13 protein-coding genes are annotated in these 12,062 nt (G+C 31.9%); 5 read left to right on the forward strand and 8 right to left on the reverse strand.

Annotated features, from left to right (window positions below):
• Positions 1-2 precede the first annotated feature (2 nt).
• The 8 genes from HXZ74_RS09215 to HXZ74_RS09250 all read right to left on the reverse strand — a co-directional run bounded on the left by HXZ74_RS09215 (position 3) and on the right by HXZ74_RS09250 (position 7,881).
• Entirely contained in the window at positions 3-1,103 is a 1,101-nt protein-coding gene (locus HXZ74_RS09215) for a DegT/DnrJ/EryC1/StrS family aminotransferase (protein WP_286474985.1), read from the reverse strand.
• The gene (locus HXZ74_RS09220) at positions 1,096-1,875 is read right to left on the reverse strand and encodes an N-acetyltransferase (protein ID WP_286474988.1); all 780 of its coding nucleotides are present in this window, start codon (positions 1,873-1,875) and stop codon (positions 1,096-1,098) included. The genes HXZ74_RS09215 and HXZ74_RS09220 overlap by 8 nt, the downstream gene beginning before the upstream one ends.
• Positions 1,865-2,278 (reverse strand): sugar 3,4-ketoisomerase, encoded by a 414-nt coding sequence (locus HXZ74_RS09225; RefSeq protein ID WP_286474990.1) that lies wholly within the window; start codon positions 2,276-2,278, stop codon positions 1,865-1,867. Before HXZ74_RS09225 ends, HXZ74_RS09220 begins: the two co-directional genes overlap by 11 nt.
• Positions 2,268-3,449: a glycosyltransferase family 61 protein gene (locus HXZ74_RS09230; protein ID WP_286474992.1), complete on the reverse strand. Its 1,182-nt coding sequence runs from the start codon at positions 3,447-3,449 to the stop codon at positions 2,268-2,270. The genes HXZ74_RS09225 and HXZ74_RS09230 overlap by 11 nt, the downstream gene beginning before the upstream one ends.
• The gene (locus HXZ74_RS09235; RefSeq protein WP_286474994.1) at positions 3,434-4,705 is read right to left on the reverse strand and encodes an ABC transporter ATP-binding protein; all 1,272 of its coding nucleotides are present in this window, start codon (positions 4,703-4,705) and stop codon (positions 3,434-3,436) included. Before HXZ74_RS09235 ends, HXZ74_RS09230 begins: the two co-directional genes overlap by 16 nt.
• A gap of 17 nt (positions 4,706-4,722) precedes the next feature.
• The gene (locus HXZ74_RS09240) at positions 4,723-5,583 is read right to left on the reverse strand and encodes an ABC transporter permease (RefSeq protein ID WP_286474996.1); all 861 of its coding nucleotides are present in this window, start codon (positions 5,581-5,583) and stop codon (positions 4,723-4,725) included.
• Between the two features lie 62 nt (positions 5,584-5,645).
• Entirely contained in the window at positions 5,646-6,692 is a 1,047-nt protein-coding gene (gene rfbB / locus HXZ74_RS09245; RefSeq protein WP_286474999.1) for a dTDP-glucose 4,6-dehydratase, read from the reverse strand.
• A gap of 22 nt (positions 6,693-6,714) precedes the next feature.
• Positions 6,715-7,881 carry a nucleotide sugar dehydrogenase gene (locus HXZ74_RS09250; RefSeq protein WP_286475002.1) on the reverse strand — a complete coding sequence of 389 codons (1,167 nt, stop codon included), beginning with the start codon at positions 7,879-7,881 and terminating at the stop codon, positions 6,715-6,717.
• Between the two features lie 247 nt (positions 7,882-8,128).
• Here HXZ74_RS09250 and panB point away from each other — a divergent pair, with 247 nt between their 5' ends.
• The 5 genes from panB (at position 8,129) to HXZ74_RS09275 (ending at position 12,027) form a co-directional block, all read left to right on the forward strand.
• Positions 8,129-8,944 carry a 3-methyl-2-oxobutanoate hydroxymethyltransferase gene (gene panB / locus HXZ74_RS09255; protein WP_286475003.1) on the forward strand — a complete coding sequence of 272 codons (816 nt, stop codon included), beginning with the start codon at positions 8,129-8,131 and terminating at the stop codon, positions 8,942-8,944.
• 92 nt (positions 8,945-9,036) lie between these two features.
• Positions 9,037-9,339 (forward strand): four helix bundle protein, encoded by a 303-nt coding sequence (locus HXZ74_RS09260; protein WP_286475005.1) that lies wholly within the window; start codon positions 9,037-9,039, stop codon positions 9,337-9,339.
• A 114-nt stretch (positions 9,340-9,453) separates the two neighbouring features.
• On the forward strand, positions 9,454-10,137 hold the full coding sequence (locus tag HXZ74_RS09265; protein ID WP_286475007.1) for an RluA family pseudouridine synthase: 684 nt from the start codon (positions 9,454-9,456) through the stop codon (positions 10,135-10,137).
• Positions 10,138-10,161: 24 nt separating this feature from the next.
• Positions 10,162-11,022 carry a lysophospholipid acyltransferase family protein gene (locus tag HXZ74_RS09270; RefSeq protein WP_286475010.1) on the forward strand — a complete coding sequence of 287 codons (861 nt, stop codon included), beginning with the start codon at positions 10,162-10,164 and terminating at the stop codon, positions 11,020-11,022.
• Positions 11,023-11,034: 12 nt separating this feature from the next.
• Positions 11,035-12,027: a glycosyltransferase family 2 protein gene (locus tag HXZ74_RS09275; protein WP_280061820.1), complete on the forward strand. Its 993-nt coding sequence runs from the start codon at positions 11,035-11,037 to the stop codon at positions 12,025-12,027.
• Positions 12,028-12,062 lie beyond the last annotated feature (35 nt).

A 12,062-nucleotide genomic window follows, 5' to 3' on the forward strand; every position in this document is an offset into this window, starting at 1 on the left:
TGTTAAAACAGATTCACTACATTAATAATCTCGTTTACTTCATCATCTGTCAATACAGATGAGATTGGCAAGCTCAAAACTTCATTGTGCATTTCTTCTGAAATAGGAAAAGATAAATCATTCATTTCCTTATACGCCTGTTGTTTGTGAGGCGGTATTGGGTAATGAATAATAGTCTGGATACCTTTTTCTATTAAATAGTTTTGTAATGCATCTCTATCCTTGCATCGCAACACAAAGACGTGCCAAACGTGCTCATTTTCGTCTTTCGGATTTTCTGGAAGAATAATTTTTGGATTGTTGATTTCCGAAAGAAAGCGTTTTGCAATTACTCTGCGAGCTTCATTTTCGTTGTCAATGTATTTTAGTTTCACATCCAATACTGCAGCCTGCAATTCATCTAAACGAGAATTTAATCCTTTGTAGATGTTTACATATTTTTGGTTAGATCCATAATTAGCAATCGCACGAATAGTTTTTGCAAGTTCGTCATCATTTGTCGTAACTGCACCCGCATCTCCTAACGCACCGAGATTTTTTCCAGGATAAAAACTAAACCCTGCTGCATTTCCAAGATTTCCAGATTTTATTCCTTGCCAAGTTGCTCCAATTGCTTGTGCGTTGTCTTCGACAATCTTCAGATTATGTTTAGCTGCGATAGATTTTAATTCTTCACTAAAAACAATTCTTCCTTGTAGATGAACAATCAAAATTGCTTTCGTTTTTGGCGTAATTACATCTTCTATCTTTGTAATATCTAGATTGAAAGTCGTATCATCTGGCTCTACCAAAACGGGAACTAATCCATTATCTGACAATGCCAATATTGATGCAATATAGGTGTTGGCTGGTACGATAACCTCGTCTCCAGCTTTCATCACACCAAGTTCGATATAGGCTCTAAAAATAAGACGTAAGGCATCTAATCCATTCGCTACACCAATTGCGTGCTTAGCTCCTATATAATTAGCTAAGTTGTTCTCGAAGTTTTTTACTTCTTCTCCCATAAGATACCAACCCGAGCGAAAAACTTTAATTAACTTTTCTTCGATCTCTTGTTGATACAATAGGTTTATTTTTTGTAAGTCTAAGAATTTAATCATTTTCATAACCATTTTTCAATTTCCATACATCAAAACCTACTTTTTCCCATGGCATTCCTCTATTGAAATTATTAGGCCATGGATAATGTGATTCTCCTGTATCTTTAGATTTTAATTCCCTTACATCTTTTATTCTTTTTGCTGGATTTCCAAGTATCAATGAGTAATCTTCATATCTCCCACCTACTAAAGATTGTGCTCCTACCAAACTGTGCTTACCTATTTCTGTTCCAGGTAATAAAACTGAACCTACAGCAATTTGAGAAAAATCTTCAATTGTTGGACCAATACAAATATCAGACGGAGGAGTAGGATCATTAGTTAAAACAACATATGGATAGATAAAAACGAAATTTCCTATTTTAGACTTTTGGCCAATATGTACATTACTGTGTAACCAACAATTATCTCCAAATTCGACATACCCTTGAATATCTGTGACGGTTCCTAATCTACAATTATTTCCAAATTTAGATTTTTCTCTAATTGTAACTCTATGTCCTGTTGAAAAATTAGATCCAAAATTAGATCCAGAATAAATTATTGTATGACTTCTTATCAAAGCTCCTTCTCCTATAATAGTTTCTGGATTCTGATAATCATCTTTAAAATAATAATCATTTAATGGCTCTCCTATAATGCAGTCATTAGATATAATAGAATTATCTCCAATTATTACATTATCATAAATAATAGAATTATCACCGATTTTTACATTATTTCCTATTTTTGCCTTTGGGCTTACGAATACATTTCTGTTATTAAATTTCATTAATATAATTTTTAAATTCTTCAAAATTTCTAAAATAATCATCTTCGGTATAATGTTCAGAAGCTAAACATAAAAGTACTGCATTATGTGTAAAATGAATATCTCTCCAAATAAGTTTCGGCAGATATAAACCTTTACTTGGATGATCTAAAACAAAAGTTTCTTTATTTCCATCTTGATCTTCTGTATTAAATGTAATCGTTCCTGACACAGCAAAAATTACTTGTTCTAAAGCTTTATGTGCATGACCTCCACGAACCACATCTTGTGGCGTATAATAGGTCCAATAAACACGCTTGATATCAAATGGTATATTTTTTTGTTCTTCGGCAATGGTAATATAACCTAATTCGGAAGAACCAATTTTATCAAAAGTTATTATTTTGGGTTGATTATTTTTCATTTAATAGTGATTTAAATAGTGACTTAAACTGAGACAAATTTATTTCAAAATTACTAGAGTAATGATTTTCGTCATTTTCATATAATAGATGTAATAAATTAACATTGAACAAACTAGCTAAATTAGAGAATGCAGAAGCCTCGGCAGCATTTGAAGTTAAAAAACAAATAGCCTTCGGCGAATTTCTACAAAATAGCAGATTGGTCCATGCAGCTCCTGATATACCTATAATAAATTTGGCATTTTTAAAATAGTTTACTTGCTCTTCAAAAGAAAGCTCTTCCATACATATAGGCGTAAATCCATATGGCTTCAAAAACTCAAGTATTTCTTCTTGGTTATTTGCAATACGATGCGTATTCTTCCTGTATAAAAATAGGTAGGACGGTGAATGATTTATGCTTGGTATTTGGTTAATTAATACATCGCTATATCTACACGTAAGCTCTTTTTTGTAATATGTTCCCTCTCCCTTAATTAGATGATCAAATCGATTAAACTGAATATGGTTAAAGTCATTAACATAGTAAAGCTTTTTTACATGATAAGATTGATTTCTCTTTAAATATAGTATATTATAATTTTCATTTTTAATGTAATCAAGCGCTTTCGTCATGCTCGGTATTTTTAATACGATTTCACTAACCAGAAGCGTTTTTGTTGTATTAGGTTGAAGCAACATTAATTTTGGCAAGATTTCTATGATAAAGTGGAACCAATTCCATGACCCATTTCCTCCTAAAAAAAAGCCTTCTTCGAGATCCGTTATTTTTTCATAAAAAACCTTTCCATAATATTGATTATGACAACTCAAAAAACCTTCATTAAACCTCTCTTCATCAGTTCTTGTCACTACTATTTTATCCTTGTACAATATTGAAGTAGAGTCTATATTAACAACAGCATCTTTAAAATAAAATAATGATACTGATGGTACATTCATTTTTATTTTTCTATCATCTTCTAATGTTACTTTAGGCAAATGACTTGTGTAGACAGTATCGGAATAAAATTTCTCTATTATATCATTTTTACAAGAACCTACATCGACTAAACTTCTAATGACTGATTGCTTACTATATATTAAATTATATAATATTCTCACCCATGAAATAGATATATTATTATCGTCCTTAATGTAGTTAACAAACTTTTTTATAATTGTTCCCATTTAAAATTAGTTTTAATGAATCCTGGTTCAATTCCCATCCATTGTCCTAATTCTTTATCCCTTTCTTTAATTCTAAAAGTTAAAATATCTTCTTCGTATAATACAGATTCTTGTATGTTTTTAATAACGTAAAGAGATAAAATATATTCACCAACATTGAAAAAATTTGATGGAATATCACAAATCAATCTATTCTCCCCAAATTCTAATTTAGTATCAAAAGCATTACTCAATGTAAATAATATCTCATTATTAAAGTTCTTAACAACATAAGAAAGGTGGTACTTATTTAATTTGTCCTTTATTTTTATATCTGTCAACAAACTAAACTTTTCATTTTCAACAAAATCATCTTGGTGTTCTTGAAATTTATCATCAACTAAGGATACTTTATTCAATTCAAATAAATTATTTTTAAAATCCTGATTAACTCCTAATATAACTGAATTTCCAAAACTTTGCTTTTCACCATTATATTCACTCATTGCTTTCTCAATAGAGCCATCATAAACTATCGTTCCATTAGACATTACAATTCCATGATTACATAGAGATTTCACTGCTGTCATATTATGACTTACAAACAAAATAGTACGACCTTCTCCTTTTGTTACATCACCCATTTTCCCAAGACATTTCTTTTGGAATTCGGCATCGCCAACGGCAAGAACTTCATCTACAATCAAAATTTCAGACTCCAAATGTGCTGCAACAGCAAAAGCCAAACGTACATACATACCTGAAGAATAACGCTTAACTGGTGTATCAATATAACGTTCTACTCCTGCAAAATCAACAATTTCATCAAACTTGCGTGTAATTTCTTTACGTGTCATTCCAAGAATTGCTCCATTCAAATAGATATTTTCTCGTCCTGTCATTTCTGGATGAAAACCTGTTCCTACTTCTAATAAAGATGCTATACGTCCTTTATATTTGATAGAACCTGTAGTTGGTTTGGTAACACGAGAAAGTAATTTCAATAAAGTTGATTTACCTGCTCCATTTCGTCCAATAATCCCGACAGCTTGTCCTTGTTCAACCTGAAAATTGATATCTTTTAACGCCCAAACGTAGTCTGAATCTCCTTTTTGCGTACGATCATTAGTTTCTCCAATCTTAAGATAAGGATCTTCTTTTCCTGTTACATTCGCCCACCAACGTTTAATATCATGTTGCAATGTCCCTGTTCCAACTTCTCCTAAACGATACTGTTTCGAAACATTTTCAACATCTAAAACTATATTTTTTGACATAATTAAATTCTTAAAAATTAAACAGTATCCATAAATGATTTTTCAACTTTATTGAAAATTAATGTACCTATTACTAAAAGAACAAAAATTACCAAAGTTGAATAACCTAATAAACCAATTGTAAAATCTCCTTTACCCAAAAATCCATATTTGAAACATTCAAATATTCCCGTTAAAGGATTTAATTCTACTAACCATCTATATTTATCAGGAAAAGATGACAAAGGCATAATGACTGGTGTAGCGTACATTGCTAACGAAACACCAAAACCTAACAACATGTTTACATCTTGGTATTTAGTTGTCAATGAAGATAGGATCATTCCAGTTCCTAATGCAAATGCAGCCATTAATATAATTAAAAATGGCGTTGCTAATAACCAAATATTAGGTTCAATTGATGCTCCTGTGAAATAATAGTATAAAACGACTAATATAAACAAGGCGAACTGAACACCAAATCGCATTAAATTAGAGGTAACTACAGCAAGAGGCATTACCAAACGTGGAAAATAAACTTTGCCGAAAATAGAAGCATTTCCTCTAAATACCGAAGCTGTCCCTGTAAGACAAGACGAAAAATAATTCCATAAAGTAACACCAGCTAAATAAAAAGCCATTTTTGGAGTTCCATCAGTAGATAGACCTGCTACATTTCCAAAAATAATGACATACATTACTGTTGTAAAAATTGGATTGATAAAGAACCAAATTGGTCCTAAGATTGTTTGCTTAAAAGATGTGATAAAATCACGCTTCACCAACATATAGACCAAATCGCGGTAACGCCAAACCTCACTTAAGTTTAAAGAAAATAAACTATTTTTTGAAGTAATTACATTTGACCAACTTTGATTTGTTTCTGAGTTTGAACTCATAAAATAAATAAATTTAGGTTGAATAAAACTTTTATGTGAGGTTAAACCTCACATAAAAGTTTTTAATTATATTGTTTTTCGTAATAATTTTGGTAATCGCCAGACGTTACATTGTCCAACCATTCTTTGTTTTCTAAAAACCAATCAATTGTTAGACTCAAACCTTGTTCAAAAGTCACACTTGGTTTCCAGCCTAATTCTTTATTGATTTTTGTTGCATCAATTGCGTAACGTAAATCGTGTCCTGGACGATCTTTCACAAACGTGATTAATTGTTCTGAAGTTCCTGCTTCTTTCCCTAATTTTTCATCCATTTGCTTACACAATTCTTTCACCAAGTCGATATTTTGCCATTCATTGAAACCTCCTACATTGTAAGATCCTCCATTTTTACCTTCGTGGAAAACCAAATCAATCGCTTTCGCATGATCAATCACAAACAACCAATCGCGCGTATATTTACCATCTCCGTAAATCGGTAATGGATTATTATTAAGAATATTATGAATACATAACGGAATCAATTTTTCTGGAAAATGATTTGGTCCGTAATTGTTCGAACAGTTTGTCATCACAATTGGTAAACCGTACGTATCGTGATACGCTCTTACAAAATGATCTGAAGACGCTTTTGAAGCCGAATACGGCGAATGTGGATCGTAAGAAGTTTCTTCAGTAAAAAACCCTTCATCTCCCAAAGCACCAAAAACCTCATCAGTCGAAACATGATGAAAACGTTTTCCTTCGAAATTATTATTCCAAATTGTTTTTGCAGCATTCAATAAATTAACTGTTCCAATCACGTTTGTCATCACAAATTCTAACGGATTTGTAATCGAACGATCCACGTGAGATTCTGCAGCTAAATGAATAACTCCATCTGGTTGATGTTTTTCAAAAACTTCTAAAATATGTTTTGCGTCCGTAATATCAGCTTTTACAAATTCGTAATTTGATTTACTTTCGATATCTTTCAAATTCTCTAAATTACCCGCATACGTCAACGCATCAAGGTTGATGATTTTTGTTTCAGGATAATTCAAAACAAATTCTCTTACAACATGAGAACCGATAAACCCAGCTCCTCCAGTGATTAAGATTGTTTTCATAGTATTTTTATAGTTGTTAGTTTTAGTCATTTCCAAATAAATCGCGTGTATAAATTTTCTCTTTCACATCAGCCAATTCTGGTGCATTTCGATTCGAGATAATTACATCACATTCTTGTTTAAAAGCTTCAAAATCTTTCACCACTTTTGACCCAAAGAAAGAATCTTCTTTCAGCACTGGTTCGTAAACCACCACTTCAATTCCTTTTGCTTTGATACGTTTCATCACTCCTTGAATTGCCGAAGCTCTAAAATTATCTGAACCCGATTTCATAATCAAACGATAAACACCAACTTTCTTAGGATTTTTAGCGATGATAGAATCTGCAATAAAATCTTTTCGCGTTCTGTTTGCATCAACAATTGCTTGAATAATATTATTCGGAACTGCATCATAATTTGCCAACAATTGCTTGGTATCTTTTGGTAAACAATATCCACCATATCCAAACGATGGATTGTTGTAATGCGAACCAATACGAGGATCTAAACCAACACCTTCAATAATTTGTTTACTATCCAAGTTGAATGTTTGTGCATAGCTATCTAACTCATTAAAATAAGCGACACGCAATGCTAAATAGGTATTCGAAAATAATTTGATTGCCTCAGCTTCTGTCGAATGAGAAAATAATGTAGGAATATCTTTCTTAATTGTTCCTTCTTTTAACAAATTAGCAAAAACTTCTGCTCTTTCACTTTGCTCACCAATAATAATTCTTGATGGATACAAATTATCGTATAAAGCTTTTCCTTCTCGCAAAAATTCAGGAGAAAAAATAATATTTTGATATTCTAATCGTGATTTTAAATCTTCAACAAAACCAACTGGAACTGTCGATTTTATAATAACTACAGCATTCGGATTATATTGTTTGACATCCTTTATAACCGATTCTACACTTGATGTATTAAAATAATTTGTTTTTGGATCGTAGTCCGTAGGCGTTGCAACAATCACATATTCTGCATTTGTATACGCAGTTTCTTTGTCTAAAGTCGCAAGAAAATTAAGCTCCTTATTCTGCAAAAAATCTATAATTTCTTTATCTTCAATTGGAGATTTTTTTGCATTGAGCATTGCAATCTTTTCTGGAACAACATCTAACGCCACTACCTCATTATGCTGAGCTAATAAAATTGCGTTAGACAGACCAACGTAGCCTGTTCCCACTATTGCTATTTTCATTTATGGTTATTTAAAATTAGTTTAAGAGAACAAATTTAGTAAAATTCTCTCAATTCGAACACCAATTTACTAAAAATGAGCAAATAGACAAGCTTATTTACGTTTATAAAATTGTGAAAATTGTTATTTCATTTTCAACGAACCGATTATCTTGTTCTTCATTTAGCAAACTGGAAAAAATTTCAGTCAAAATTAGTTCTGTTTTAATATTCAAATTAACTTTACAAAAGTTAAAAATATAAACGTAATGTCTGTAAATAAAGAAATCAAACGTATCACTACCGAAACTGTGCGTAACATGAAATTTACCGGAGAAAAAATTTCGATGTTAACGGCTTACGATTTTACAATCGCTTCGCTTGTAGACGCGGCTGGAACGGAAGTTATTTTAGTTGGTGATTCTGCTGCTAATGTAATGGCTGGTCACGAAACTACTTTGCCAATTACTTTGGATCAAATGATTTACCATGCACAATGTGTGGTTCGTGGAGCTAAACGCGCTTTGGTTGTGGTTGATTTACCTTTCGGAACTTATCAATCTGACCCGCAAAAAGCTTTAGAATCTTCTGTTCGAATCATGAAAGAATCTGGTGCGCATGCAATCAAATTAGAAGGTGGAAAAGAAATCGAAGAATCTATTCGTCGTATCGTAAATGCTGGTATTCCTGTTATGGGACACTTAGGTCTTACGCCACAATCTATTTACCAATTTGGTTCGTATAAAGTACGTGCAAAAGAAGATGCGGAAGCAGAAAAATTAATTAGTGATGCTAAATTATTAGAAGAATTAGGATGTTTTTCATTAGTAATGGAAAAAATCCCTGCTGATTTAGCTGCTAAAGTTACAGCGTCAGTTAGTATTCCAACAATCGGAATTGGTGCAGGTGCAGGTTGCGACGGACAAGTTTTAGTTGTACATGATATGTTGGGATTAAACAACGAATTCAAACCAAAATTTGTTCGTAAATATTTAAACTTAGAAGATCAAATTCACCAAGCAATTGGACAATATGTTGCGGATGTAAAATCGGGCGACTTTCCAAATGCGAATGAACAATATTAGAAATTGAGGTTAAGGTTGAGATTAAGGAAAAGACAAAACTCAATCTTAACCTCTTTTAAACTTAATCTTAGTCTAAACCTTAAACTTACAACATGCCTTATCACGATTTCACAGAAATGCCAATTTGGATAAAAGCAATGAATATCGCTGTTCAAGTTTTTGAGTTAAGTTCAAATTTACCTCGAACAGAAGATTATGGATTAACATCACAAATAAGACGTTCTGCAGAAAGTATTTCAGCAAATATTGCTGAAGGTTTTGGCAAATCGAGTATTAATGATAAAGTTAAATATTATGAAATCGCAAAAGGTTCGGCTTTCGAAACAAAATCTCATTTGTATTATGGACAGAAAGTTGGATATTTTAACGAAAACACAATAAATCTTCTTCTTTAAGAATTAAATACTACAATTTTTGAGATTAATAAACTCAAAAAAGCATTAAAAAATTAAATAAATTCTAATTAATTAGGTTGACTTTCCCTATGTCTAAACCTTATTCTCAATAACATGAATCCAGAAATTTTATTCGAAGATAATCATCTGTTAATCATTAACAAAAAAGCAGGCGAATTAGCACAAGGAGACGAAACAGGCGACATTCCACTTATCGATAGTCTAAAGGACTATATAAAAAAACGCGATAACAAACCTGGAAATGTTTTCTTAGGATTGGTGCATCGTTTGGATCGTCCAACTTCTGGTGTGTTGATTTTTGCTAAAACTTCGAAAGCTTTAACACGAATGAACGAAATGTTTCAGAAACGAAATATTGACAAAGTTTACCGTGCTATTGTACAAAGCAAACCACCAAAAGACTTCGAAAGATTAGAACATTATCTAAAGAAAAATCCTAAAAATAATAAAACAACAGTTTATTCTAAACCTACTGCTGATGCAAAAAAAGCAATTTTAGAATACACTTATTTAGGCGCTTTAGATTCTTTTCATTGTGTAGAAGTGAAGTTATTTACAGGTCGTTCGCATCAAATTCGCGCGCAACTTTCTTCTGTTGGTTCTCCTATCAAAGGCGATTTGAAATACGGCGCTAAACGTTCTAATCCTGACGGAAGCATTTGTTTACATGCGCATCGCATTACATTTGAACATCCTGTCAAAAAAGAAGAAATGACAATTGTAGCTCCAGTTCCGAAAGATGCAATTTGGCAAGCAACGAACAAATTTAATTCGTAAATTTGTCGCTTATTTGTTTGTCAAATGAACAGCATTTTTTATTTCATAATTTATCAAATTTCACGTTTACCTCTTTCGGTTTTATACAGATTTTCAGATTTTCTGTTCTTTCTGTTGTACACGGTTATTGGTTATAGAAGACGTGTCATTAGAACAAATTTAGAAAACTCTTTTCCCGAAAAATCTCAAGAAGAAATCAAAACCATTCACAAAAAATTCTATGCAAATTTTTGTGATTATTTAGTTGAAACTTTAAAAAGTTTTTCTATTTCTCAAGAAGAATTGGACAAACGATTTACATATTCTAATCTCGACATTTTTAATGAAATAAAAAATGAAAAACGAGATGTCATGATGATGTGTGGGCATATTTTCAATTGGGAATGGTTTATTGGAACGGTAAAACATTTACCAACAAAAGAAAGTGCAGCCGTTTATCATAAAATTAGAAACCCTTTTTGGAACGATAAAATCAACGTTATGCGTGGTCGTTTTGGTACAAAAGCATTAGATATGAAAGATGTGTTGCGTTTTATGATGAAAGCCCCAAATGATGGAGAATTAGCCTATTTATTTGTCGCTGATCAAAGTCCAAAACAATCGGCTGTTCACTATTTTATTGATTTCCTCAATCAAAGAACACCTGTTTTTAATGGTTTTGATAAAATTGCACGCCGCAAAGACATGGCTGTTGTCTTTTGTCAAACCGAGAAAATAAAACGCGGTCATTATCACACAACTTTTATTCGACTACAACCTCAACAAGAAAAATTTGAAGAAAATGAAATTGTTCATCAATTTTTTCATCATTTAGAACAAACCATTCAACAACATCCAGATAATTGGCTTTGGAGCCACAAACGTTGGAAATATGCCGATTTGTAATTTTAAATATTCATGAAAACAGCAATTGCAATCCTAAATTGGAATGGCGAAAAATTATTGCCTCAATTTTTACCTTCGGTTATTAACAATTCTAAAAACGCAACAATTTATGTAATTGATAATGCGTCGACTGACAACTCTATCGAATTGTTAACAACTCAATTTCCTTCTGTCAAAATCATTCAGAATAAAGGAAATTATGGTTTTGCACAAGGCTATAACGAAGGTTTAAAAGAAATTGATGCAGAATATTTTTGTTTATTAAATTCGGATGTCGAAGTAACTGAAAATTGGATAGAACCAATTGAAAAATTGTTTGACAACAATCCTGATATCGCCGCAATTCAACCCAAAATATTAGACTACAAAAACAAAGAATATTTTGAATATGCTGGTGCTGGAGGAGGTTTCATTGATAAATTTGGTTATCCATTTTGTCGAGGACGTGTTTTTTCAACTTTAGAAAAAGACAATGGACAATACAACGACACCACACAAATTTTTTGGGCTACGGGTGCAAGTTTATTCATCCGAAAAAAAGATTTCTTTGAACAAAATGGTTTTGACGAAGAATTTTTTGCACACATGGAAGAAATCGATTTGTGTTGGCGATTAAACAATGCTGGGCGAAAAATTTATTATTGTGGAGAATCAACTGTTTATCATTTGGGCGGTGCAACTTTGGATAAATCCAATCCAAAAAAATGGTATTTAAATTACCGAAATAGTTTGTGGATGATGCTTAAAAATCTACCTGCAAACAAACTTTTTCCGATGCTTTTCACACGTCTTTCAATGGATGGAATTGCTGCTGTTGCCTTTTTACCAAAACAAGGACTTCCACATGTTTGGGCTGTTTTCTTATCACATATGCATTTTTATTTTGGTTTTATAAAAATGTATAAAAAGCGTCAACAAAATCAAATAAAAAATTATTCAGATAAAGAATTATTGCCTTTTCAATATTTCGTGCAAAAACGTCAGTACTTTAAGGATTTAAAATAATCTATCTTCAAATATTAAATCATTTCTTAAAATTT

The organism is Empedobacter sp. R750 (assembly GCF_030324345.1).
In the GTDB taxonomy this organism is placed as follows: Bacteria; Bacteroidota; Bacteroidia; order Flavobacteriales; family Weeksellaceae; genus Empedobacter; species Empedobacter falsenii_C.